Below are 24,401 nucleotides of genomic sequence, written 5' to 3'. Positions count from 1 at the left end.
GGAGGACGACGATGCCTGACGAGAACCCGGACGCGACCGGCGCCCGCCCCGACCTGTCCGCGCTGACCCGCGCGGCGGGCGACGCCCTCTCGGTGCGCCGCGTGTTCGGCGAGGCGTACGAGGTCGGCGGTACCGTGGTGGTCCCGGTGGCGAAGGTGCTGGGCTCGCACGCGCTGGCGGGCGCCCACGGCGACGGCCGGCTCGGCGTGCGCAAGCCCGCGGGCCCGGCCGACGCGTCGCCCCCGACCGGGGACGAGCCCGCGGCGCACCTGCCCGGACCCGCGCGCCGCGGCCCGCAGTGGCCGTTCGGCCCCGGCCGGCCCGCGGGTCGCGGCGGCGCGCACGCCGACACCGGCGGGTTCGCGGTGCGGGTGAAGCCGGTCGGCGTCTACGTGATCAGCGGCACCGAGGTGACGTGGAAGCCGGCGCTCGACCTCAACCGGGTGATCCTCGGCGGGCAGGCCGTCGGCGCCGTGGTCGGCACGGCGGTCGGGGTGGCGCTCGCCCTCGCGTGGGGGCACCGCCGCCGCTGACCCGTCAGCGCAGCCGGACCTCGACCGAATCGACCCGCTGCGCGACGGTCTCGTCGGCCGCCAGCGCCGCACCGACCCGCTGGAGCACCGCGTCGACCGCGTCGCGGTCCAGCCCGGGCACGAGCGTCAGGACGACCGCGACCTCGGCCCGGCCGCCCGGGAGCGCGTCGGCGTCGACCAGCGGACCGGGCGGGGTCGCGGTCGTGGTCGTGGTCGCCCGGCGACGGAACCACGACCGGGCCGCCGGGGCGTGCTCGACGGCGCCACCCCCGAGCGCGCCGGTGACGGCGGCGCGGACCGCGGCCCGCACCTCGGGGTCGACGCTGCGGGCCTCCCCCGCGCCCGGGACGGCCGGCCGCCAGGTCCCCTGCTGCGCGAGCGCCCACACCGCCGGCCGCGGCAGCAGCGCGGTGACGGGCCCGCCGGCGTCCAGCACCAGCAGCTCCCAGCCCTCGTCGACCGCCGACAACGCCGCCCGCGCGACCTCGGTCGGCACCGGGCGCGCGTCGGCGCGCCACGCGGCCATCGCCGCGACGGACGAGAACACCGGCAGCGCGGTGCGGCCGTCCGGCGCCTGCAGGGCGACGATCCCCGCGGACGCCTCCTTGTCGACCGTGTGCGCGTGCCCGCCGACGTCGACGGTCTCGCCGACCTCGAGCTCCGCCAGGACCGGGACCAGCACCCGGGTCCCCACCAGCGCGGCGACGACCTCGGCGAGCGTGCCGGTGCCGTCGCCCAGCGCCGCCAGCGCCGCGGCGACCCCGGGGTCCGCGCTGCCGTCGTCGCCCGCGAACGCGGACGTCGGAGGCAGCTCGCGGCCCGTCACGGGCGCCCGGCGACGTCCAGGGCCTCGGGCAGCGTGAACGCACCCGCGTACAGGGCCTTGCCGACGATCGTGCCCTCGACACCCACCGGCACCAGCTCGCGCAGCACGCGCAGGTCCTCCAGCGAGGAGATGCCGCCGGACGCCACCACCGGCGCGTCGGTGCGGGCGCAGACCTCGCGCAGCAGCTCGACGTTCGGGCCGCGCAGCGTGCCGTCCTTGGTGACGTCGGTGACGACGTACCGGGCGCAGCCGGCCGCGTCGAGCCGGGCGAGCACCTCCCACAGGTCGCCGCCCTCACGGGTCCAGCCGCGCGCGGCGAGCGTGGTCCCGCGCACGTCCAGGCCGACCGCGATCGCCTCGCCGTACCGGGCGATGACGTCGGCGGTCCACTCCGGGTCCTCCAGCGCCGCGGTGCCGAGGTTGACCCGCGTGGCGCCGGTGCCGAGCGCGCGCTCGAGCGACGCGTCGTCGCGGATGCCGCCGGACAGCTCGACCTTGACGCCCTTGCCGGACAGCACCTGCGCGACGTCCGCGAGCAGGTCGGCGTTGGACCCGCGGCCGAACGCGGCGTCCAGGTCGACCAGGTGGATCCACTCCGCGCCGCCGGCGTGCCAGTCGAGCGCGGCGGCCAGCGGGTCGCCGTAGGAGGTCTCCGAGCCGGCCTCGCCCTGGACGAGGCGGACGGCCTGGCCGTCGGCGACGTCGACGGCGGGCAGGAGCTGCAGACGGTCGGACATGGGTCTCCTCGTTCGGGGTGCGGCCACGGGCCGCGGGTGGTGGTGCCGGGGCGGGCGTCAGCTCAGCGAGCGGACCCAGTTCTCCAGCAGCTGCGCGCCGGCGTCGCCGGACTTCTCGGGGTGGAACTGCGTGGCCGACAGCGGACCGTTCTCGACCGCGGCGACGAACCGGCCGCCGTGGTCGGACCACGTCACCTGCGGCGGGGTCAGCCGCTCGGGGTCGGCGGTGTCCAGCAGCGGGAAGCTGCGCGCCGCGTAGGAGTGCACGAAATAGAACCGCTCCTCCTCGACGCCGGCGAACAGCCGGGTGCCGTCGGGGGCGTCGACGGTGGACCAGCCCATGTGCGGCACGACGTCGGCCTCGAGCCGGTCGACCAGGCCGGGCCACTCGCCGAGGCCGTCGGTCTGGACGCCGTGCTCCTCGCCGCGGCCGAACATGACCTGCATGCCGACGCAGATGCCGAGCACGGGACGACCGCCGGCGAGGCGCCGGTCGACGATCTGGTCGCCGCGGACCTCACGCAGCCCGGCCATCACCGCGGCGAACGCGCCCACGCCCGGGACCACGAGCCCGTCGGCGTCGGCGGCGTGCTGCGGGTCGGCGGTCAGCTCGACCTCGGCACCGACCCGCTCGAGGGCGCGCACGGCGGAGCGGACGTTGCCGAATCCGTAGTCGAGGACGACGACACGAGGCTGGCTGGGCACCGGTCCAGGCTAGTCGCCCTTGCGCCGGCCCGCCGACAGCGCCCGCATGGCGGCCCAGCGCGACATCCCGACGCTCGTGACCACGCCGGGGACGTCGGCGACCGGCGTGCCGCCGACCAGGATCTCCTCGAGCACCTCGGGGGCGCCGGACAGCACCAGCCCGGGGGCGAGGTCGTCCTCGCGCTCGCCCGCCGACCACCGGCTCGCGGAGATCCGGCCCGACCGGCGGTCGAGCAGCACGACCGGGGACGTCCGGAGCATGCGCGACAGCGCCTCCGCGGCGGACGCGGTGCGCGCGGCGTCGCCGGCGTCCCGCAGGACCGCGAGCGCCCCGACGGGCGACGGCACCGCGTCCACGGCCACACCGGCCAGCGAGCACGCCGCCGCGAGGGCCTTCGCGCCCGCGACCTGGGTCACGACGATGGCGACGACCGGCTCGTCGGGCTGGGCGGCCGCGGCGTCGAGACCCGACAGGTCGTCGGGGACGCCGCTGGTCGCGGTCCCGGCGGACGCACGCGCCTCGTCCGGCGGCGGGGCCGCGGCGTCCAGGCCGGACAGGTCGTCCGGGATCTCGAAGCCGAGGTCGTCGGGCAGGTCGTCGTCGGGCCGGCGGTCGTCGGTCACAGGGCGCCCTTCGTGCTCGGGATCCCGTCGACGCGCGGGTCGAGCGCGACCGCGGCGCGCAGGGCACGGGCCAGCGCCTTGAACTGCGCCTCGACGATGTGGTGCGGGTCGCGGCCGGCCAGCACGCGCACGTGCATCCCGAACGCGGCGTGGTGCGCGATCGACTCCAGCACGTGCCGGGTCAGCGAGCCGGTGAAGTGCCCGCCGATCAGGTGGTACTCCTGCCCCTCGGGCTCGCCGGAGTGCACCAGGTACGGACGGCCGGACACGTCGACGACGGCCTGCGCGAGCGCCTCGTCCAGCGGCACGGTCGCGTCGCCGAACCGGGCGATGCCCCGCTTGTCGCCCAGCGCCTGGCGGAGGGCCTCACCCAGGCAGATCGCGACGTCCTCGACGGTGTGGTGCGCGTCGATGTGCGTGTCACCCGTCGCCCGGACCGTGAGGTCGATGAGCGAGTGCTTGCCGAGCGCCGTGAGCATGTGGTCGTAGAACGGCACCGACGTGCTGATCTCGGTGCGCCCCGTCCCGTCGAGGTCGACCTCGACGACGACGCTCGACTCGCTCGTCGTGCGCTCGACGCGTGCGGTGCGCCCGCCCGTGGTCCCGCTCAAGTCCCCAGCACCTCCCACAGCGCGGCGGTGAACGCCGCTGTCTCCTCCGGGGTGCCGACCGACACCCGGAGCCATCCTTCCGGACCGACCTCGCGGATCAGCACCCCGCGGTCCAGCAGCTGCTGCCAGACGGCGTGGCGGTCCTCGCCGACCTGGAACAGCACGAAGTTCGCGTCCGACTCGGCGACCCGGATGCCGCGGTCCCGCAGGTCGAGCACCAGCTGGTCCCGCTCGGCCCGCAGCGAGCCGACCTGGGCCATCAGCTCCGGCGCGTGCCGCAGCGCCGCGCGCGCGACCGCCTGGGTCACCGCGGACAGGTGGTACGGCAGCCGCACGACGCGCAGCGCGTCGACGAGCTCGCGCGACGCCGCCAGGTACCCGACGCGCGCGCCGGCCAGGCCGAACGCCTTCGACATCGTCCGGCTCACGGCGAGGTGCGGGTGGTCCGCGAGCAGGGTGAGCGCGGACTCGACACCCTCGCGGCGGAACTCGCCGTAGGCCTCGTCGACCACCACCACGCAGCCGCCGGGCACCTCGGCGGCCGCGGCGAGGACCTCGCGCACCGTGTCGAGCTCCAGCGCCGTGCCGGTCGGGTTGTTCGGGCTGGTGAGGAGCACGACGGACGGCGACTCGCGGGCGATCAGCGCGCGCGCCTCGGCGGGGTCGACGTCGAACTGCTCGGTCCGCCGACCGGCCACCCACCGGGTGTGGGTGTCGCGGGCGTACTCCGGGTACATCGAGTACGTCGGCGCGAACGACAGCGCGGTGCGGCCCGGCCCGCCGAACGCCTGCAGCAGGTGCAGCATGACCTCGTTCGACCCGTTGGCCGCCCACACCTGCTCGGGGGCCACCCGCACGCCGGACTCGACGGCCAGGTAGTCCGCGAGGTCGGCGCGCAGCGGCAGGAACTCCCGGTCCGGGTAGCGGTTCAGCCCGGCGGCGGCCTCGGCCACGGCGGCGGCGACGTCCGCCACCACCTGCGGCGACGGCGGGTACGGGTTCTCGTTGACGTTGAGCAGCACCGGCACGTCGAGCTGCGGGCGCCGTAGGGGACGTCGCCGGCCAGCTCCGGGCGCAGCGGCAGCGCCGGGCGCGCGGACGGCGCGGCGGCCGGGGCGTCGGGTGGCGTCGGGGGTGCGGTCACCGGGCGATCGTATCCGCGACTCCCGGGCGCGACGTCGTCGTCCACAGGGCGTCACGGCGGGATGCGGTGGTGTCGGGGGTCGTGGCTAGGGTCGGGGGCGATGACCGAGACCCAGCAGCACCCCGTGACCGGATCCCTGCGCGACGAGGCGGAGGCCGTCCTGCGCCGCCTCGTCGGCCGGGACGACGCCCGCCTGCGCGACGACCAGTGGCTCGCGATCGACGCGCTCGTCACCGGCCACCGCCGGGCGCTCGTCGTGCAGCGCACCGGGTGGGGCAAGTCGGCCGTGTACTTCGTGGCGACCGCCCTGCTGCGCGCCCGGGGTGCCGGTCCGACCGTCCTGGTGTCGCCGCTGCTCGCGCTCATGCGCAACCAGGTGCAGTCGGCCCAGCGCGCCGGGGTGCGTGCGGCGACCCTCAACTCCGCGAACGTCACCGAGTGGGACGAGGTGCACGCGCAGATCGCGGCGGGCGAGGTCGACGTGCTGCTGGTGTCGCCGGAGCGGCTGACCCACCCGGCGTTCCGGGACGAGGTGCTGCCGCGGCTCGCGGCCGACGCGGGGCTGGTCGTGATCGACGAGGCGCACTGCATCTCCGACTGGGGGCACGACTTCCGGCCGGACTACCGCCGGATCCGGACCCTGCTGGCCGAGCTGCCGGACGGCATCCCGGTGCTCGCGACGACGGCCACCGCGAACGCCCGCGTCACCGCCGACGTCGCCGAGCAGCTGGCCTCCGCCGTGCACGACGACGTGCTCGTGCTCCGCGGCCCGCTGGACCGGTCGAGCCTCGACCTGTCCGTGGTCCGGCTGCCCGACACCGCCGGGCAGCTGGCCTGGCTCGCGCAGAACCTCCCCGCCCTGGAGGGGTCCGGGATCATCTACTGCCTGACGATCGCCGCGGCCCAGCAGGTCACCGAGCACCTGCGCGGCGCCGGGCTCGACGTGCGGACGTACACCGGCCAGACCGACCCGGCCGAGCGCGAGGTCGCCGAGAACGACCTGCTCGCCAACCGGGTCAAGGCGCTGGTCGCGACGTCCGCGTTGGGTATGGGCTTCGACAAGCCGGACCTCGGGTTCGTCGTGCACGTCGGCGCGCCGTCCTCCCCCATCGCGTACTACCAGCAGGTCGGCCGCGCGGGCCGCGCCGCGGAGGCCGTCGGCGGCCGCGCGACCGCGGTGCTGCTGCCCGGGCGCGAGGACCGGGCGATCTGGGAGTGGTTCGCGTCGACGGCGTTCCCGCCGGAGGACGACGTCCGGGCGGCGCTGCGGGCGCTCGGCGCGGGCGGCACCCTGTCCACGGCCGCGCTCGAGACCCACGTGTCGTTGCGCCGGTCGCGCCTGGAGCAGATGCTCAAGGTGCTCGACGTGGACGGCGCGGTCCGTCGGGTGCGCGGCGGCTGGGAGTCGACGGGCGCGGACTGGTCGTACGACGCCGAGCGCTACGACCGGGTCACCGCGACCCGCCGCGCCGAGCAGCAGTCGATGGTCGACTACGTGGCGACCGAGGGCTGCCGGATGGCGCACCTGCGGCGCGCGCTCGACGACCCGGAGCTGACCGGGCCGGCGGGCGCGGACTGGCGGTGCGGCCGCTGCGACCGTTGCACCGGCACGTCGGTCGGCACCGCGCCCGATGCCGCGCACGTCGCCGGCGCGCAGGCGCTGCTCACGTCGGCCGGCGTGGCCGTCGACCCGCGGCGGCAGTGGCCGTCCGGCATGGCCACGCTGGGCGTTGAGCTGCAAGGGCCGGATCGCCGCGGACGAGAACGCCGAGCCCGGGCGAGCGGTCGCGCGCCTCGACTCCGTCGGCTGGGGCGGGCTGCTGCGCGACCTGTTCGGCGGCGAGGCCGACCCCGCGGCGGGCCTGCCGACCGCGCTGCGGGACCCGGTGCTCGCGACGCTGGACGCGTGGCGGCCCGAGCACCGGCCCGAGGGCGTGGTGCTCGTCCGGTCCAGCACGCGTCCCGCCCTCGTGGAGCACCTGGCGCAGGGCGTCGCCCGGCACCTCGGCATCCCGCTGGTCGGCGCCGTCGCGCCGCGCCCCGACAGCCCGCCGACCCGGCACGACGTCAACTCCGCGCACCGGCTGGCGGCCGTCGCCCGTCGGCTGGAGCTTCACCTCGACCCCGCGACGGCCGCGGGACTCCCCGGGCGCGCGGTACTGCTCGTCGACGACCGCACGGACTCCGGGTGGACGCTCACCGTCGCGGCGCGCCTGCTCCGGCAGGCGGGTGCCTCGGCGGTGCTGCCGTTCGTGCTCGGCGTGGGCTGACCCGCCGGACGGGGCGCACGCCTCGCGGTGAGCACCCGCGGTCGGAGGCGGGCGCCGGGTGCCTCCCCACACCCGGCGAGCGGTCAGAACCGGGCGCGGACCGCCTCGCCGTGCGCCGGCAGCCCCTCGGCGTCCGCCAGCGCGACGATCCGCCCGGCGATCTCCCGCAGCGCGTCCGCGTCGTACTCGATGACCTGCACGGCCCGGACGAACGAGTGCACCCCGAGCCCGGACGCGAAGTGCGCGCACCCGCCGGTCGGCAGCACGTGGTTGGACCCGGCCATGTAGTCGCCGAGCGACACCGGCGAGTACGCACCCACGAAGATCGCGCCGGCGCTGGTGACGCGCTCCGCGACCGCGGCGGCGTCGGCGGTCTGGATCTCCAGGTGCTCCGCGCCGTAGGCGTTGACCACGTCCAGCCCCGCGTCCAGGTCGTCGACCAGCACGATCGCCGACTGCGGGCCGTTGAGCGCCTGGGCGACCCGCTCCGCGTGCCGGGTGGTCTGCACCCGGTGCACCAGCTTCGACTCGACGGCGCCGGCGAGCTCGATCGACGTGGTGACCAGCACCGACGCGGCCAGCGGGTCGTGCTCGGCCTGGGACACCAGGTCGGCGGCGACGTGGTCGGCGTCGGCGGTCGCGTCCGCGAGCACCGCGATCTCCGTCGGGCCGGCCTCCGAGTCGATGCCCACCGCCCCGCGCACCAGGCGCTTCGCGGCGGCGACGAACACGTTCCCGGGGCCGGTGATGACGTCGACCGGCTCGCACAGCGTCTCGCCGTCGACGTCGTCGCTGCCCTGCGCGCCGTAGGCGAGCATCCCGACCGCCTGGGCGCCGCCGACCGCGTACACCTCGTCGACCCCGAGCAGCGCGCACGTGGCGAGCACCACCGGGTCGGGCAGGCCGCCGTTGCTCTGCTGCGGCGGCGAGGTCACGACCAGGGAGCCGACACCGGCCTCCTGAGCGGCGACGACGTTCATGATGACCGACGACGGGTAGACCGCGAGCCCGCCCGGCACGTACAACCCGACGCGCCGGACCGGGATCCAGCGCTGCCGGACCTGCGCGCCCGGGCCGACCTGCACGGTGTGGTCGGCGGGGCGCTGGGCGGCGTGCACGAGCCGGACCCGGCGGATCGTCTCGTCCAGCGCGGCACGGACCTCGGGGTCGAGGACGCCCACGGACGCGGCGACGGCGTCGGCGGGCACGCGCAGGTGCTCGGGGCGCACGCCGTCGAACCGCTCGGCGAGGTCGCGCAGCGCCGCGGCACCGCGGGCGCGGACGTCGGCGAGGATCGGCTCGACGGCCGCCGTCGCGGACTCGACGTCCAGCTCGGGCCGGGGCAGCACCTCGAGGAGCTCACGGCGGGACAGGCTGCGACCGCGCAGGTCGATGCGGGAGATCACCCCCCGAGTCTAGGGCGGTCCGCCGCCCTCGACCGCCCGGCGTCCACCGGCCGCGCGGGGCGCTGGCAGGATGGGCCCGTGACCATCGTGCCGATCTCCGACGACTCCATCCGCCTCGGCCAGTTCCTCAAGCTCGCGGGGCTGGCCGACTCGGGCGCGGACGCGCGCACCCTGCTCGAGGAGGGCGAGGTCACGGTCAACGGCGAGCCCGAGGCCCGCCGGGGCCGGCAGCTGCACAAGGGCGACGTGGTCGCGGTGGACGACCCCCGCGGCTCCAACGAGGCCCAGGTCGGCTGACCCGCCACCCGTCGCCCCCACCGGGGCGCACGCCGAGATGGCACTGCCCGCCTGCGCCGCACTCCCGCGCGACAGGCGAGCCCTGCCACCTCACCGCCCGAGGCACCCGGGCGCTGACGAGTGGTCACGACACGCGGGCGCCGCGCGGCGCGGACCAGCGTGTCGTGACCACTCGTGCGCCCGAGGCGCCCGCGCGGCGGGGGCGGAGCGCGTCGCGACGGGTCAGACGCCGACCGGGGTCGTCGCCGAGACCAGGCAGCCCGGGCCCAGGAGGGCCTTGAGGTCGCCGTAGAGGGACGGGGAGCGCTCGACGCGCAGCGCCTCCCCCGCGCGGAGCACGGTGGTGCGGCCGCCGGGGCGGGTGACGCGCAGGTGCAGCTCGGTGATGCCCGGGTGCGTGGTGATGACCTCGCGCAGCCGCTCGACGACCGGCGGGATGCACCGGGACTCGGCGAGCGTCACCACCACGGGGGCGTCCGCGACGGCGGACAGGTCGGGCAGCGACACCTCCATCGCCTGGAGCTGCATCTGGTCGTCCCGGCGGCGGACCCGCCCGCGGACCACGATCACAGCGTCCTCGGCGAGCACCGTCGAGTACGCGAGGTAGGTCTCGCCGAAGAACATGATCTCGACCGAGCCCTCCATGTCCTCCAGCGTGACGGCGGCCCACGGGTTGCCCTGCTTGGACATCTTGCGCTGCAGCGACGTGACCAGGCCCGCGACCACCACGGTCGACCCGTCGGGGCGCGCCTCATCGGCGTTGAGCGCGGCGATCGAGACGTCGGCCGCCGCGGACAGCACGTGCTCCAGGCCGGACAGCGGGTGGTCCGAGACGTACAGGCCGAGCATCTCGCGCTCGAACTGGAGCCGCTGCTTCTTGTCCCAGTCCGGGACGTCGGGGACCTGCACGGAGAACCCGGGGCCGTCGTCGCCGCCGAGGTCGGCGAACAGGTCGAACTGGCCCTCCGCCTCCTTGCGCTTGACGCCGATCACGGACTCGACGGCCTGCTCGTGCACGAGCAGCAGGGCGCGCCGCGCGTGGCCGAGCGAGTCGAACGCACCGGCCTTGATGAGCGACTCGATGGTCCGCTTGTTGCAGACCACCGCGGGGACCTTGTCGAGGAAGTCGGTGAACGACGTGAAATCGCCCTTCTCCTCGCGGGTGCGGACGATCGCGTCGACGACGTTCGCGCCGACGTTGCGCACGGCGGTGAGGCCGAACCGGATGTCGGCGCCGACGGCGGTGAACAGGGCCGAGGACGAGTTCACGTCCGGCGGGAGCACCGTGATGCCCATGCGGCGGCACTCGCCGAGGTAGAGCGCCGACTTGTCCTTGTCGTCGCCCACCGAGGTGAGCAGCCCGGCCATGTACTCGGTCGGGTAGTTCGCCTTGAGGTAGGCGGTCCAGTAGGACACCACGCCGTAGCCGGCGGAGTGCGCCTTGTTGAACGCGTACCCGGCGAACGGGACCAGGGTGTCCCACACGGCCTTGATGGCCGCGGTGCCGTAGCCCCGCTCCTTCATCCCCGCCTCGAACGGGACGAACTCCTTGTCGAGGATCTCCTTCTTCTTCTTGCCCATCGCGCGACGCAGCAGGTCGGCCTGGCCGAGCGAGTAGCCGGCGAGCACCTGAGCAGCCTTCTGCACCTGCTCCTGGTACACGATGAGGCCGTAGGTGCCGTCGAGGACCTCCGCCAGGGGCTCCTCGAGCTTCCGGGTGGATCGGGGTGTTGGGCTGCAGGCCGTTCTTGCGCAGCGCGTAGTTCGTGTGCGAGTTCATGCCCATCGGCCCGGGCCGGTACAGGGCGATGACGGCGGAGATGTCCTCGAAGTTGTCGGGGCGCATCTGGCGCAGCAGGGCGCGCATCGGGCCGCCGTCGAGCTGGAACACGCCGAGCGTGTCGCCCCGGCCGAGCAGCTCGTACGTGGGCCGGTCGTCGAGCTCGATGTCCTCGAGCTCGATCTGCGGCTTGCCGTTCATGACGATGTTGCGCAGGGCGTCGTCGAGGATCGTGAGGTTGCGCAGCCCGAGGAAGTCCATCTTGATCAGGCCGAGGCCCTCGGACGTCGGGTAGTCGAACTGCGTGATGACGGCGCCGTCCTGCGGCCGCTTCATGATCGGGATGATGTCGATCAGCGGCTCGCTGGACATGATGACGCCGGCGGCGTGCACGCCCCACTGGCGCTTGAGGTTCTCCAGGCCGCGCGCGGTCTCCAGGACGCGCTGCGCCTCCGGGTCCGCGGCGACGACCTGCCGGAACTCCTCGGCCTCCGCGTACCGCGGGTGCTCGGGGTCGTACATGCCGGACAGCGGGATGTCCTTGCCCATCACGGCGGGCGGCATCGCCTTGGTGAGCTTCTCCCCCATCGCGAACGGGAAGCCGAGCACGCGCGACGAGTCCTTGAGCGCCTGCTTGGCCTTGATGGTGCCGTAGGTGACGATCTGGGCGACGCGGTCGTCGCCGTACTTCTCCGTCACGTACCGGATGACCTCGCCGCGCCGGCGCTCGTCGAAGTCGACGTCGACGTCGGGCCAGGACACGCGCTCGGGGTTGAGGAACCGCTCGAAGATCAGGCCGTGCCGCAGCGGGTCGAGCTCGGTGATGCCCATGGCGTAGGAGGCCATCGAGCCGGCGGCGGAGCCACGGCCCGGTCCCACGCGGATGCCCTGCTCGCGGGCCCAGCTGATGAAGTCCGCGACGACGAGGAAGTAGCCGGAGAACCCGAGCTGCACGATGACGCCGGTCTCGTACTCGGCCTGCGCGCGCACGTCGTCGGGGATGACCCCGTCGTACCGCCGCATGAGGCCGCGCTCGACCTCCTTGACGAACCACGAGTTCTCGTCCTCGCCCGCGGGCACGGGGAACCGGGGCATGTAGTTCGCGCCGGTCGGGAACTCGACCTCGCACCGCTCGGCGATGAGCAGCGTGTTGTCGCACGCCTCGGGCAGCTCGGCCCAGGTGCGGCGCATCTCGGCCGCGGACTTCACGTAGTACCCGTCGCCGCCGAACGCGAACCGCGACCCGCCCTGGTCGTACGTCGGCTCGTCGAGGGTCGACCCGGACTGCACCGCGAGCAGCACCTCGTGCGCGTGCGCGTCGTCCTTGGTCGTGTAGTGCAGGTCGTTGGTGGCGACCAGCGGGGCGCCGATGGTCTCGGCGACCCGGATGAGGTCCTTGATGGTCCGGCGCTCGATCTCGAGGCCGTGGTCCATCACCTCGACGAAGAAGTTCTCCTTGCCGAAGATGTCCTGCAGCTCGCCCGCCGCGCGCACCGCCTCGTCCCAGTGGCCGAGCCGGAGCCGCGTCTGCACCTCGGACGACGGGCAGCCGGACGTGGCGATCAGGCCCTCGCTGTAGGTCTGCAGCAGCTCGCGGTCCATCCGGGGCCACTTGCCCATCTGCCCGTCCAGGGACGCCAGCGACCCCATCCGGAACAGGTTGTGCATGCCCTCGGTGGTCCGGGACAGCAGCGTCATGTGCGTGTAGGCGCCGCGCGCGGAGACGTCGTCGGACGCCTGGTGCGCCTCGCCCCAGCGGACGCGCGTCTGGTCGAACCGGCTGGTGCCCGGCGTGACGTAGGCCTCGACGCCGATGATGGGCTTGATGCCGAGCTTGCGGGCCTGGGAGTAGAAGTCGAACGCCCCGAACAGGTACCCGTGGTCGGTGATGGCCATCGCGTCCTGGCCCAGCCGCTGGGCCTCCGCCAGCATCTCCCCCACCCGCGCCGCGCCGTCCAGCATCGAGTACTCGGAGTGGACGTGCAGGTGGACGAAACCGGGATCTGCTGAAGCCATGCGAGCCATCCTAGGTCGCCCGTCCGACGCTCCCGGTCAGCCCCGCCCCGTGCCGACCGACGTCACACGCGAGGGGTCAGCGGTACCCGTCGCGCAGGCTCTCCAGCGACCGCGCCAGGTCCGCCGGGTACTCGCTCGTGACCTCCAGGCGACGCCCGTCCGCGGGGTGCGCGAACCCGAGGCGCATCGCGTGCAGCCACTGCCGCGACAGCCCGACGCGCTGCGCGAGCGCGGGGTCCGCGCCGTACGTGAGGTCGCCGACCAGGGGGTGCCGGAGCGCGGCCATGTGCACCCGGATCTGGTGGGTGCGGCCGGTCTCGAGGTGCACCTCGACGAGCGACGCCGCGGGCAGCATCTCCAGCACCTCGTAGTGCGTCACGGACGGCTTGCCGTCGGCGACGACCGCGAACTTCCAGTCCGAGCCCGGGTGCCGGCCGATGGGCGCGTCGACGGTGCCGGTCGTCGGGTCCGGGTGCCCCTGGGCGAGCGCGTGGTAGATCTTGTCGACCGTGCGCTCCTTGAAGGCGCGCTTGAGCTCGGTGTAGGCGTGCTCGCTCTTCGCGACGACCATGAGACCCGAGGTGCCGACGTCCAACCGGTGGACGACGCCCTGGCGCTCGGCGGCGCCCGACGTGGAGATCCGGTAGCCGCGCGAGGCCAGCACGCCGACCACGGTGGGCCCGGTCCAGCCGGGCGACGGGTGCGCCGCGACCCCGACCGGCTTGTCGACGACCACGACGTCGTCGTCCTCGTAGGCGACCCGCAGGGCGGGCACGTCGTCCTCGGAGCTGATCGCGCGCACCGGCTCGGGCGCGGGCATCTCGACCTCGAGCCACGACTCCGGGAGCAGGCGCGCGGACTTGCCGACCGGCACGCCGTCGACGCGCACGAACCCGCCCTCGGCGAGCTCGGCCGCGCGGGTGCGGGACAGCCCGAGCATCCGGGACAGCGCGGCGTCGACGCGCTCGCCGGCGAGCGCGTCGGGGACGGGGAGGGTGCGGACGTCAGCCATCGTGGCGGACCCCCTCGGCGGGCACGTCGACCCCGTCGGTCGTGGGTGCGGCGCCGGGTCCGCCGTCGTCCTCTGTGCCCGCGGCGGCCCGGCCCTCGCGCGTCCCGTCCAGCCGCAGCCCGCGCAGCGACAGCAGCATCAGCAGCCCCGCCGCGGCCACGATCGCGATGTCCGCGACGTTCCCCACGAACAGGTCCCCGTAGGCGATGAAGTCGACGACGTGCCCGCGGAACACCCCGGGCTCGCGGACCAGCCGGTCGGTGAGGTTGCCGAGCGCCCCGCCGAGCAGCAGGCCGAGCGCGACCGCCCAGCCGCGCGAGCCGAGCCGGCGCGACACCCGGATGATGACGACCACGACGGTGATCGCGACGAGCGTGAGCAGCCAGGTCGTCCCGGTGGCGAGCCCGAGGGCGGCGCCGGGGTTGAACAGCAGCTGCAGGCCGAGCAGGTCGCCCAGCACCGGGTGCCGCACCCCCTCGTCCAGGGCGGCCAGCGCCCAGACCTTGGTCGCCTGGTCGAGCACGTAGGTGACGACGGCGAGCGCGACGAGGCCGGCGACGAGTCGGCGGCGGGCGGGGACGGGCGCGGGCCCGGGGGTGTCGGACATCGCGGAGGAGTCTACGCAGCCCCGGACGCGCGACGACCCCCGGCGGTCCTGCCGCCGGGGGTCGTCGTCGTGGGTGGGTGCGTGCGTCAGCGGCGCTCCTCGCGCTGCTTGCAGGCCACGCAGAGCGTCGCGCGCGGGAAGGCCTGCACGCGGGCCTTGCCGATCGCCTCGCCGCAGGAGTCGCAGCGACCGAAGGTGCCGGCGTCCATCCGCGCCAGGGCGCGGTTGGACTGCTCGAGCATGTCGCGGGTGTTGTTCACCAGCGTCAGCTCGTGCTCGCGCTCGAGGGCGCTCGAGCCGGAGTCGGCCTGGTCGTCGCCGGCACCGTCGCCGGAGTTGCGCAGCAGCTCGGACAGCCCCTCGTCGGCGGCGGCGAGCTCGGAGGTGAGCCGGTCGATCTCGGCGACGAGCTCGGCCGCGATCTCCTGCACCTCCTGGTCGGTCCAGGGGTCCTCGCCGGGCCGGACCGGGAACCGGGTGGCCGCGTCCGTCAGGTCGGGGAGCGTGCGGGGGGTCGGCGCGCTGAGCGAGTCGTTGATGGCCACGGGGTCCTCTTTCCTCATGAGTCCGCAGAGACTATGCGCCCCGCCCCGGACGCACAACACACCACGCCCGACCGTGCGGGCGTGGTGTGCTGTGGGTGACGACTGGCGGCGCGCCGGTGGTGCCGGTGCGTCAGATGCGGTCGCCGGTGGGCGCCGCGCCGGGGGTGCCACGCTGCGGCAGCGCGCTCGCCCGGTTGTCGAGGTCCCCGAGCAGGTTCTCGAGGTAGCTCTTGAGCCGCGTGCGGTAGTCCCGCTCGAAGACGCGCAGCTCGTCGATCTTGCGCTCGAGGATCGAGCGCTCCTGCTCGAGCTCGCTGAGCGTGCGGGCGGAGGTCTCCTCGGCCTCGCGGACGATGCGCTGGGCCTGGCCCTTCGCCTCGTTCACGATGCGGTCGCCCTCCTCCTGGCCGCTGCGCACGTAGTCGTCGTGCAGCTTCTGGGCCAGGGCGAGCATGCCGGTCGCCGACTCGGGCTCGCTCTGGCGCTGCGGCGCCACGGGGGCGGTCGCGACCGGGGCGGGCGCAGGGGCCGCGGCGGGCACCGGCGCGGGCGCCGGCTTCTCGACCACGGGCTCCGGCTTCGGGGCCGGCGCGGCCTGGGCGCCCTGGCGGCTCAGCTTCGCGATGCGGCGCTCGGCCGCGGCGAGCTTCGCCTTGAGGTCCTCGTTCTCGCTCTGGGTCTCCCGGAGGGTGTTCACGACCTCGTCGAGGAAGTCGTCGACCTCGTCCTGGTCGTACCCCTCGCGGAACTTGGTCGCCTGGAACTTCTTGTTCAGGACGTCGTCTGCTGTGAGCAGTGCCATCGTCGTCACCTCTTCGGTCGTACTGGGTCGAGCCGGTGGCTGTCCGCCGACCACCTCGGGCCACCGTAGCGGACATTGCGGGTTGTGCACGCGACCCGCCCGGTGCGGCCGGTGGCCGACACGGGGTGCGGGTCGCTCCGGTGCCCGCCGGCGCGCGTCATGCGGCGAGCCAGCCGAGCAGGGAGATCAGGAAGGAGCAGCCGAGCATCAGCACGAGGAACGCCAGGTCGAGGCGCACCGGACCGAGGGTCAGCGGCGGGATCACGCGGCGCAGGGCGCGCAGCGGCGGGTCGGTCACCGAGTAGGCGATCTCCGCCACCACGAGCGCGGCGCCGGTGGGGCGCCAGTCCCGCGCGAAGTTCTGCACCAGGTCCAGGACCAGGCGCACGAGCAGGATGAGGACGAAGACGACGACGGCGAGCTGCAGCAGTCCGAGGACGAAGGTCACGTGCCCCAGTCTCCCCGAGATCCGCGGTCAGGACTGGTTGAAGAAGCCCGCACGGGATCCCTCGCCGGTCGGGCGGCCGTCGCCGGTGATCTCCACCGAGGACGGCGACAGCAGGAACACCTTGTTGGTGACCCGCTCGATGGCGCCGTGCAGGCCGAAGATCAGGCCCGCGGCGAAGTCGACGAGGCGCTTGGCGTCCGAGTCGTCCATGTCCGAGAGGTTCATGATGACGGGGGTGTTCTCGCGGAACGCCTCCCCGATCTTGCGCGCGTCGTTGTACGAGCGCGGGTGGATCGTGGTGATCCGGCGCACCTCGCCGTCGTGCCGCGGTGCCGGCGCCACGGGGCGCTCCCGCTCCACGGGCGCCGCCGTGCGGTGCAGCGGCGTGACCTCGGCCTCGTAGTCCTGTGCCACCGTCGCCTCCGGCTCGTCGTACTCGTCGACGTACTGGTCGTGCTCGCCCCGGTCGTCGGCAAGCCCGAGGTACAACATGGTCTTGCGCAGCGCTCCGGCCATCGCGATCACTCCATCCCCGAATTACTCACATGCCCTGCGCGGTCACGCTAGCAATGCACGGCGGCAGCCGCGCGTCGCGACACGCGGCGTGTCGACCGCATTTCCGGTGTCCACGGACGACATATCAGACATTCATGAGAGCCACGACCCCGGCGGACCGCCCCGTGGTCGTCCCGGCGCGCTGGGCTCGCCGGTGGGAGAAGAACCGCGGGTCGGCGTCCGTGCACCACCCCGTCAGGTGCACGTCGCGGACGCCCGCGGCCCGCAGCAGCCCGGCGACACCCGCGGGCAGGTCGAGGCCGGGCGTGCCGTGCTCGGTGGTGCACGCCGTGCCGGGTACGGCCGCCTCGACCTCGTCCCGCATCGCCGCGGGTACCTCGTAGCGCGGTCCGCTGATGGCGGGGCCCACCGCGGCGCGCACCCGCGCGGGGTCCGCCCCGCGGGCGACCATCGCGGCGAGCGTCGCCTGGACGACGCCGCCGGCCAGCCCGCGGCGGCCCGCGTGCGCCGCGGCGACCACCCGCGCGACCGGGTCGGCGAGCAGCACCGGCACGCAGTCGGCGACCAGGACGCCGACGCCGGTGCCGGGCAGCGCGGTCAGGAGCGCGTCGGCCTCCCCGACGGTGTCCTGCCGGGCCTCGACGGGCCCGTCGAGCACGTGCACGCGCGTGCCGTGCACCTGGGTGGCCCAGGCCACCGGCCCGCCGGCCCACGCCGCGACGCGCGCGCGGTTCGTCCGCACGTGCCCGGGGTCGTCGCCGACGTGCAGGCCGAGGTCGAGCGTGTCCCAGGGCGGGCCGCTGACCCCGCCGGCGCGGGTGGTGAACCCGGCCCGGACGCCCGGGCCGAGGTCCACCTCCAGGACCGACGGGGTCACGGCGTCACTTGAGGAAGTCGGGCACGTCGAGGTCGTCGTCCTTGCGGCGCGCGACCTCCTCCTCGAAGATCCGCGGGACCTCGAGCTGGCTCGTGGTCGGCTGCTCGGTGCTGAGGAACGCGGGCACCCCCGCGGGCTGCTGCTGGTGCTGCTCGTCCGGGTTGACCGGGCGCGGCGGCACCGCGGCGTGCGCGGCGGTCGTGGTCGGCACGGCGGCGGACGGCGGGATCGCGGCGGGCGCGCGGCCCGCTCCCCCGGCGCTGACCTGGCCGATGCCCCGGGCGTCGCGGCGCTGGGCGGGCGCGCCGCCGTCGAAGCCCGCGGCGATGACCGTCACGCGCACCTCGTCGCCGAGGGCGTCGTCGATGACCGCGCCGAAGATGATGTTCGCCTCGGCGTGCGCGGCCTCCTGGACCAGGCGCGCGGCCTCGTTGATCTCGAACAGGCCGAGGTCGGACCCACCCTGGATGGACAGCAGCACGCCGTGGGCGCCGTCGATGCTGGCCTCGAGCAGCGGCGAGGAGATCGCCAGCTCGGCCGCCTGGACCGCGCGGTCCTCGCCGCGGGCCGAGCCGATGCCCATGAGCGCGGAGCCCGCGCCCTGCATGACGGACTTCACGTCGGCGAAGTCGAGGTTGATCAGGCCCGGGGTGGTGATGAGGTCCGTGATGCCCTGGACACCGGACAGCAGCACCTGGTCGGCGGACCGGAACGCGTCGAGCACCGAGACCGAGCGGTCGGAGATCGACAGCAGCCGGTCGTTCGGGATGACGATGAGCGTGTCGACCTCGCTGCGCAGCGCCTCGATGCCCGAGTCGGCCTGCACCGTGCGGCGCCGGCCCTCGAACGTGAACGGGCGGGTGACGACGCCGATGGTCAGGGCGCCGAGCGACCGCGCGATGCGCGCGACGACGGGCGCGCCGCCGGTGCCGGTGCCGCCGCCCTCGCCGGCGGTGACGAACACCATGTCCGCGCCGCGCAGGACGTCCTCGATCTCCTCGGCGTGGTCCTCGGCCGCCTTCTTGCCGACCTCGGGGTCGGCGCCGGCGCCGAGCCCGCGGGTGAGCTCGCGGCCGACGTCGAGCTTCACGTCCGCGTCGGACATGAGCAGGGCCTGGGCGTCGGTGTTGATGGCGATGAACTCGACACCCTTGAGGCCGACCTCGATCATGCGGTTCACGGCGTTGACGCCTCCGCCGCCGATGCCGACGACCTTGATGACCGCCAGGTAGTTCTGCGGAGCTGCCACGGTGGGTGCCTCTCGTTGCGATGTCGACGAACCTTCACCCTCAACTAGAGGGTTATAGTTATGTCAGTTCTGTCTAGGGGTGACGGTAAGGCGCGCGGTCGGGGCGATCAAACACCCGCCCGCGCGTGTCGGTGTGGCGTCGGACGGGATCACCCGACGACGGGCATGGTCGGCGCGGACACGTCGTAGCGCGCGGACCCCGCGGTCTCGGGCGCGGCCCGCAGGGCCTGGAGCACGGCCGACTTCAGGTCCGGCTCCTGGGCGCTCCCCCACTCCACGACGGCCCCGTCGCGCAGCACGAACTGCACGGTGTCCTGCGTCCCCGCCGACACCTGGCCGATGTCCGCGCGCAGCGCCTCCGGCACCGACTCGAGCACGCCGAGCGCCGCCGCGAGGATCCGGCCCTCGCCCACCGGGACCTGCACGACCGGCAGCCCCTCGGGCGCGGCGTCGGTGCGACCCACCTGCACGCCGTCCTGGTCGACCAGGGCGTAGCCCGGGCCGGCGGGCTGCCCGTCCGGCTCCTCGGCGTCGTCGGGCCGCGGTGCGTCGTCCGGCCGGTCCGGCTGGGCGGCGTCGGCCTCCGGCACGGCGGCCACGGGCTCGCGGGAGACGAGCTGCACGAGCAGGCCGTTCGGCCAGTCGCGCCGCACGGCCACGTCCCGCACGCCCGGGACGTCCAGCAGGGCGCCGCGCAGACGCGTGGTGTCCAGCCGGGTCAGCGGGGTGCCCGCCTCGGCGTCGACCACCGCGCGCACCTGGTCCACCGCGACGACGGTGCCGGCCCCGGTGACCCGGACCTGCTCGGCGTCGAGCGCGAGCACCGGCGACAGCAGCAGCAGCCACGCCAGCGCGCCGACCGCCACGACCGAGCCGGCCGCGATGACGATCTGCCGCCACGCCAGCCGGCGCCGGGCCCGCGCACGCTCCGCGAACCGCGCGGCCGACCCCTGGCTGACCACGGGCGGGCGCACCGGGAACGCGCCCGTCCGCGGCGTGAGCGCGGACCCGGAGGTGCGGCGCGGGGCGGTGGCGGGTGGTGTCGGCGAGGTCGCCGGCCGGGCGGCGGTCGTCTGCGTCGCGGCGGTCGCCGGCGCGACCGGCTGCTCGGCGGTGCGGGGCCCTCCGGCGGGCACGCCCCGGCCCCGCCGCGGCGGTGCCGGGCGGGGTGCGGGCGGGCGGGGTCGCTGCGGGGTCACGCCGGCCCCGGCTCCGACCCGTCGGCGGTCGGGGACCCGGTCCCCAGCGCGGTCAGGATCTCCGCGCCGAGCCGCGTCACGTCGCCCGCGCCCACGGTGAGCACGAGGTCCCCGGCACCGGCGGCCTCGGCGACCGCGCGCGCGGCGTCGTGCGCGTCGGCGACGTAGCGCGCGCGTCCCGGAGTCGGCACCCGCTGCACGATGGTGTCGCCGGAGACCTCCGGGTCCGGGTCCTCCCGCGCCGCGTACACGTCGGTGACCACGACCGAGTCGGCCAGGTCGAGCGCCGCGCCGAACTCCGCGGCGAAGGTGCGCGTGCGGGAGTACAGGTGCGGCTGGAACAGCACGTGCACCCGCCCGTCGCCGACCTCCGTGCGGGCGGTCCGCAGCAGCGCGGCGACCTCGGTGGGGTGGTGCGCGTAGTCGTCGACGACCCGCACGCCCGCGACGGTGCCGCGGTCCTCGAACCGGCGGCCCGTGCCGCGGAACTCCCCGAGCCCGCGCGCGACGGCGGCCGCGTCGGCGCCCACCGCCCACGCCGCGAGGTACGCGGCCGCGGCGTTCGCGGCGTTGTGCTCCCCGGGGACGGCCAGCACCAGGTCCGCGCCCGGCACCTCCGCGGTGCGCGAGGTCAGCGTGACGTGCCACGCGCCGCCCTGGGCGCGCAGCGGCCCGAGCACGAGGTCCGGGCCCGTGGCGTCCGCGCCGATGGCCGCGTCCGACCCGTAGGTCAGGACCCGCACGCCCCGGCGGGTGAGCCGGTCGCGGACCGCTGCGACCAGACGGGCGGCGCCGGGGTCGTCGAGGCAGGCGACCAGCGCGCCGCCGTCCAGCACCCGGTCGGCGAACTGCTCGAACGCCGCCTCGAACGCCTCGGTGGTGCCGTAGTGGTCCAGGTGGTCGGGCTCGACGTTGGTGACGACCGCGACCGCCGGGGCGTAGGCCAGGAAGGAGCCGTCGGACTCGTCCGCCTCGGCGACGAACACCTCGCCCGCACCGGTCCGGAAGCCCGGCGTCGCGCCGTCGGCGGTGAGCACCGTGCCGCCGATCGCGTAGGACGGGTCGAGCACGCTGTCCTCGCGGCCCGCGGCCGCCAGCGCGGTGGCGACCATCGTGGACGTCGTGGTCTTGCCGTGCGCTCCGGCCACGGCGATGCCGATCCGGCCGGTCATCAGCGCGGCCAGCGCCTCCGAGCGGTGCAGCACCGGGAGCCCGCGCTCGCGCGCCCGCACCAGCTCCGGGTTGGACTCCCGGATGGCGCTGGACACCACCAGGGTGTCGACGTCCTCGACGTGCGCGGCGTCGTGCCCGACGTGCACCGTCACCCCGGCCGCACGCAGCCCGGCGAGCGCCGGACCCTCCTGGGCGTCGGAGCCGGACACGGTGAGCCCCCGCGCGACCAGCAGCCCGGCGACCGCGGACATGCCGGCCCCGCCGACGCCGACCAGGTGGACGTGCCCCAGGTCGGCCAGGTCGCCCCCGACGGCGGACCGCGCGGGCGCGGCCGTCGCGGGTCCGGGCACGTCGGGCTCGGCCACCTCGTCCCCGCCGACCTCGTCCGCGGCACCGTCGACGGCGGCGCCGTCCGCGGCACCGGCCTCGGCCCGCTCGTCCTCGGCCCGCTGCTCGGCGGCGGCAGCGGCGTCCGCGGCGGCGGCCTGCTCGGCCGCCGCGCGGGCCTCGGCCTCCTGCGCGCGCCGCTCGGCCTCGGCCAGCGCGTCCTCGACCAGGTCCGCGACCCGGGCGGCGGCGTCCGGGACGCCGACGCGCGCGGCTGCCTCGCCCATCGCGCGCCGGTCCTCGGCGGCGTCGGGGCCGAGCAGCGGCAGCAGGTGCGCGGCGATCCAGTCGCCGGTGAGCTCCTCGTCGGCGACCAGCAGGCCACCGCCCTCCGCGACCACGGGCTGGGCGTTGAGCCGCTGCTCGCCGTTGCCGACGGGCAGCGGGACGTAGACGGCCGGGATGCCCAGCGCCGCGAGCTCGCTCACGGTGCCCGCGCCGGACCGGCACAGCACGACGTCGGCGACCGCGAGGGCCTGCTCCATCTCCGCCAGGTACTCGCGCACGTGGTAGCGCTCGGCCCCGGCGACGCCGCGGACCGCGGCGCGGACCTCCTCGGCCTTGCCCGTGCCGGTGAGGTGCAGCACCTCGGCGCCGGTCGCCAGGACCGCGCGGGCCTGCGCGGCGATCGCGCGGTTCAGCGACTGCGCGCCGAGCGAGCCACCGGTGACGAGCAGCGTGACGCGGGCCGGGTCGAACCCGAGCTCGGCGGCGGCGCGCCGTCGGGTCGCCGCGGCGTCCGTCGCGCGCTCGTCGAGCAGCCGCGCGATCTCCGGGCGCAGCGGCAGCCCGGTGACCTGGGCGCGCGGCAGCCGGGTGCCGGGGAACGTGACCGCGACGGTGTGGGCCTGCCGGGCGCCGAGCCGGTTCGCGAGCCCGGCGCGGGCGTTCTGCTCGTGGACGACCACGGGGATGCCGCGCGACCGCGCCGCGAGGTACGCGGGCGTCGACACGTAGCCGCCGAACCCGACGACGACGGTCGCGCCGATCTCGTCGATCGCGGCACCGGCGGCGTCGACCGCCTGGCGCAGCATCCGCGGCAGCTTGAACCAGTCGGGCGTGGGACGTCGCGGCAGCGGGACCTTCGGCACGACGTGCAGGTCGAACCCGCGCTCGGGGACCAGCCGGGACTCCAGGCCCTCGGTGGTGCCGAGCACCGCGAGGCGCAGCCCGGGGTCGCGGGCGCGCAGCTCCTCGGCGACGGCCAGCAGGGGGTTGACGTGGCCGGCCGTGCCGCCGCCGGCGAGCAGCACCGCGCGGGGTCGCCGCTCCGGGGCCTGGCCGTCGTCCTCGACCGGGTGGGCGTCGGCGTCGGGTGCGGTCACGGGGGTCCTCCGGTTCAGGCGCGGTGGCGCCGGTGGTGCGGGTCGGGCGGGTCGAGGGGGGCGGGCGTCGCGGGGTGGTCAGGCACGGGTGCGTCCGATGACGGCGAGCGAGCGGCGCACGACGCTCGGCCGGGCGGCCAGGGCCTCGGCCGCCCCGGGCTCCGTGCGGGCGAACGAGATCACCACGCCGAGCGCCACCAGCGTCGTGATGAGCGCCGACCCGCCCGCGGACACCAGGGGCAGCGGCACGCCGATCACGGGCAGCAGCCCGATCACCACGGCCATGTTGACGAGCGCCTGCCCGATGATCCACGCCGCGACGCCGCCCGTGACGATCTGGGCGAACGGGTCCCGGTGCCGGGCGATCACCCGGAACATCGCGAACGCCAGCACCCCGAACAGCGCGAGCACCAGGAGCGTGCCGATCAGGCCGAGCTCCTCGCCGATGATCGCGTAGATGAAGTCGTTGTGCGCCTCGGGCAGGTAGGACCACTTCTCGCGGCTCTGGCCCAGGCCGAGGCCCGCCCAGCCGCCGGTGGCCAGCGCCTGCATCCCGTGCCAGGTCTGGTAGCAGCCCGCCGACTTGTCGCAGTCGCCGGAGAACCAGTCCATGATCCGGCCGACGCGGTTGTCGCTGCCGACGGCGAGCAGCGCGACGCCGGCGGCCGCGGCGACGGCGGCCCCCGCGAAGATCCGCATCGGCACCCCGGCGACGAACAGGGCGCCCGCCACGAGGATCAGCAGGATGATCGCGGTGCCGAGGTCGTGGCCGAGCAGCACCATCCCCACCGCACCGCCCGCGACGGGCAGCGCCGGGACGGCGGCGTGCTTCCAGTCGTCGAACAGCGGCTGCTTGCGCACGAGCACCGCGCCGAGCCAGACGACCAGCGCGAGCTTGAGCGCCTCGGCGGGCTGGGCGGTGAAGCCGCCGATGCCGATCCACCCCTGGTTGCCGCCCTTGCCGAGGCCGAGCGGCGTGTAGACGAGCAGCTGGAGGAACAGCCCGAGGCCGAGCAGCGGCCACGCGAGCCGCTGGTAGGTCTGCGGCTTGATCCGGGACGCGCACCACATGAGGGGCAGACCCATCAGGGCGTACTGCGCCTGGCTGAGGAACACCGTGTACGGCGACCCGCCCCCGGCGATCGACTCCACCGACGACGAGGACAGCACCATGACCAGCCCGATGACGAGCAGCAGCATGCTGGCACCGACGAGCAGGTAGTAGCTCGTCACGGCGCTGTTCCACTGCCCGAGCCGGGAGGGCGCGCGCGGCGCGGCGCCGGGTGCCGGGGCGTCGGTCGTCTGGGCCATC

General features: G+C 75.3%; 19 protein-coding genes and 3 pseudogenes. 3 read left to right on the top strand and 19 right to left on the bottom strand.

All coding sequences use genetic code 11. The features are described 5' to 3' along the window. Positions 1–11: 11 nt before the first annotated feature. Complete coding sequence (locus AC1VL8_RS12280; protein ID WP_483075345.1) at positions 12–533, top strand: hypothetical protein; 522 nt, start codon at positions 12–14, stop codon at positions 531–533. Positions 534–537: 4 nt separating this feature from the next. Here the strand turns inward: AC1VL8_RS12280 and AC1VL8_RS12275 are convergent, their stop codons facing one another. The 6 genes and pseudogenes from AC1VL8_RS12275 to AC1VL8_RS12250 form a co-directional block, all read right to left on the bottom strand. Further along, the gene (locus AC1VL8_RS12275; RefSeq protein WP_483075344.1) at positions 538–1,359 is read right to left on the bottom strand and encodes an SseB family protein; all 822 of its coding nucleotides are present in this window, start codon (positions 1,357–1,359) and stop codon (positions 538–540) included. Then, complete coding sequence (gene priA, locus AC1VL8_RS12270) at positions 1,356–2,096, bottom strand: bifunctional 1-(5-phosphoribosyl)-5-((5-phosphoribosylamino)methylideneamino)imidazole-4-carboxamide isomerase/phosphoribosylanthranilate isomerase PriA (RefSeq protein WP_389227704.1); 741 nt, start codon at positions 2,094–2,096, stop codon at positions 1,356–1,358. The genes AC1VL8_RS12275 and priA overlap by 4 nt, the downstream gene beginning before the upstream one ends. 57 nt (positions 2,097–2,153) lie before the next feature. Continuing rightward, positions 2,154–2,801 (bottom strand): imidazole glycerol phosphate synthase subunit HisH, encoded by a 648-nt coding sequence (hisH, locus tag AC1VL8_RS12265; RefSeq protein WP_389227701.1) that lies wholly within the window; start codon positions 2,799–2,801, stop codon positions 2,154–2,156. Between the two features lie 9 nt (positions 2,802–2,810). Beyond that, positions 2,811–3,425 (bottom strand): hypothetical protein, encoded by a 615-nt coding sequence (locus AC1VL8_RS12260; protein WP_483075343.1) that lies wholly within the window; start codon positions 3,423–3,425, stop codon positions 2,811–2,813. Next, the gene (hisB, locus tag AC1VL8_RS12255) at positions 3,422–4,036 is read right to left on the bottom strand and encodes an imidazoleglycerol-phosphate dehydratase HisB (RefSeq protein WP_389227695.1); all 615 of its coding nucleotides are present in this window, start codon (positions 4,034–4,036) and stop codon (positions 3,422–3,424) included. Before hisB ends, AC1VL8_RS12260 begins: the two co-directional genes overlap by 4 nt. Next, positions 4,033–5,180 (bottom strand): annotated as a pseudogene (locus AC1VL8_RS12250) (histidinol-phosphate transaminase). The gene hisB and the pseudogene AC1VL8_RS12250 overlap by 4 nt, the downstream one beginning before the upstream one ends. A 100-nt stretch (positions 5,181–5,280) precedes the next feature. Between AC1VL8_RS12250 and AC1VL8_RS12245 the strand changes: the two are divergent. After that, positions 5,281–7,450 (top strand): annotated as a pseudogene (locus AC1VL8_RS12245) (RecQ family ATP-dependent DNA helicase). Between the two features lie 83 nt (positions 7,451–7,533). Here the strand turns inward: AC1VL8_RS12245 and hisD are convergent. After that, a complete protein-coding gene (gene hisD / locus AC1VL8_RS12240) occupies positions 7,534–8,856 on the bottom strand; it encodes a histidinol dehydrogenase (protein WP_483075342.1) in 1,323 nt (440 codons plus the stop codon). 78 nt (positions 8,857–8,934) lie between these two features. Here hisD and AC1VL8_RS12235 point away from each other — a divergent pair, with 78 nt between their 5' ends. Next, on the top strand, positions 8,935–9,153 hold the full coding sequence (locus AC1VL8_RS12235) for an RNA-binding S4 domain-containing protein (protein ID WP_389227686.1): 219 nt from the start codon (positions 8,935–8,937) through the stop codon (positions 9,151–9,153). A 222-nt stretch (positions 9,154–9,375) separates the two neighbouring features. Here AC1VL8_RS12235 and dnaE read toward each other — a convergent pair. The 12 genes and pseudogenes from dnaE to ftsW form a co-directional block, all read right to left on the bottom strand. Beyond that, positions 9,376–12,949, bottom strand: a pseudogene (gene dnaE, locus AC1VL8_RS12230) (DNA polymerase III subunit alpha). Between the two features lie 76 nt (positions 12,950–13,025). Then, a complete protein-coding gene (locus tag AC1VL8_RS12225) occupies positions 13,026–13,961 on the bottom strand; it encodes an RluA family pseudouridine synthase (protein WP_389227680.1) in 936 nt (311 codons plus the stop codon). Continuing rightward, complete coding sequence (locus AC1VL8_RS12220) at positions 13,954–14,568, bottom strand: signal peptidase II (protein WP_483075341.1); 615 nt, start codon at positions 14,566–14,568, stop codon at positions 13,954–13,956. Before AC1VL8_RS12220 ends, AC1VL8_RS12225 begins: the two co-directional genes overlap by 8 nt. Before the next feature lie 86 nt (positions 14,569–14,654). Beyond that, a complete protein-coding gene (locus AC1VL8_RS12215; RefSeq protein WP_483075340.1) occupies positions 14,655–15,113 on the bottom strand; it encodes a TraR/DksA family transcriptional regulator in 459 nt (152 codons plus the stop codon). 130 nt (positions 15,114–15,243) lie between these two features. Continuing rightward, positions 15,244–15,915 carry a DivIVA domain-containing protein gene (locus tag AC1VL8_RS12210; RefSeq protein ID WP_483075339.1) on the bottom strand — a complete coding sequence of 224 codons (672 nt, stop codon included), beginning with the start codon at positions 15,913–15,915 and terminating at the stop codon, positions 15,244–15,246. 157 nt (positions 15,916–16,072) lie between these two features. Next, positions 16,073–16,363, bottom strand: a complete 291-nt coding sequence (locus AC1VL8_RS12205) for a YggT family protein (RefSeq protein WP_389227668.1) — start codon at positions 16,361–16,363, stop codon at positions 16,073–16,075. Positions 16,364–16,390: 27 nt separating this feature from the next. Continuing rightward, positions 16,391–16,879, bottom strand: coding sequence for a cell division protein SepF (locus tag AC1VL8_RS12200; protein ID WP_389227665.1), 489 nt, complete (start codon positions 16,877–16,879; stop codon positions 16,391–16,393). Positions 16,880–17,003: 124 nt separating this feature from the next. Next, complete coding sequence (gene pgeF / locus AC1VL8_RS12195) at positions 17,004–17,756, bottom strand: peptidoglycan editing factor PgeF (RefSeq protein ID WP_483075338.1); 753 nt, start codon at positions 17,754–17,756, stop codon at positions 17,004–17,006. Positions 17,757–17,760: 4 nt separating this feature from the next. After that, positions 17,761–19,005: a cell division protein FtsZ gene (gene ftsZ, locus AC1VL8_RS12190; RefSeq protein WP_389227659.1), complete on the bottom strand. Its 1,245-nt coding sequence runs from the start codon at positions 19,003–19,005 to the stop codon at positions 17,761–17,763. 149 nt (positions 19,006–19,154) lie between these two features. Further along, entirely contained in the window at positions 19,155–20,141 is a 987-nt protein-coding gene (locus tag AC1VL8_RS12185; RefSeq protein ID WP_483075337.1) for a cell division protein FtsQ/DivIB, read from the bottom strand. Positions 20,142–20,200: 59 nt separating this feature from the next. Further along, positions 20,201–23,089, bottom strand: coding sequence for a UDP-N-acetylmuramate--L-alanine ligase (gene murC / locus AC1VL8_RS12180; protein WP_483075336.1), 2,889 nt, complete (start codon positions 23,087–23,089; stop codon positions 20,201–20,203). Positions 23,090–23,167: 78 nt separating this feature from the next. Further along, on the bottom strand, positions 23,168–24,400 hold the full coding sequence (ftsW, locus tag AC1VL8_RS12175) for a putative lipid II flippase FtsW (RefSeq protein WP_483075335.1): 1,233 nt from the start codon (positions 24,398–24,400) through the stop codon (positions 23,168–23,170). Position 24,401: the final 1 nt, after the last annotated feature.

This window comes from Cellulomonas sp. KU4C, assembly GCF_056868065.1.
This window is presented reverse-complemented; position numbering and strand designations above follow the sequence as displayed.

Bases quoted from the DNA above. Each gene is read 5' to 3' on its own strand.
- AC1VL8_RS12280 (WP_483075345.1), top strand. From the start codon at position 12: ATGCCTGACGAGAACCCGGACGCGACCGGCGCCCGCCCCGACCTGTCC.
- priA (WP_389227704.1), bottom strand. From the start codon at position 2,096: ATGTCCGACCGTCTGCAGCTCCTGCCCGCCGTCGACGTCGCCGACGGC.
- AC1VL8_RS12225 (WP_389227680.1), bottom strand. From the start codon at position 13,961: ATGGCTGACGTCCGCACCCTCCCCGTCCCCGACGCGCTCGCCGGCGAG.
- AC1VL8_RS12220 (WP_483075341.1), bottom strand. From the start codon at position 14,568: ATGTCCGACACCCCCGGGCCCGCGCCCGTCCCCGCCCGCCGCCGACTC.
- AC1VL8_RS12210 (WP_483075339.1), bottom strand. From the start codon at position 15,915: ATGGCACTGCTCACAGCAGACGACGTCCTGAACAAGAAGTTCCAGGCG.
- AC1VL8_RS12200 (WP_389227665.1), bottom strand. From the start codon at position 16,879: ATGGCCGGAGCGCTGCGCAAGACCATGTTGTACCTCGGGCTTGCCGAC.
- ftsW (WP_483075335.1), bottom strand. From the start codon at position 24,400: ATGGCCCAGACGACCGACGCCCCGGCACCCGGCGCCGCGCCGCGCGCG.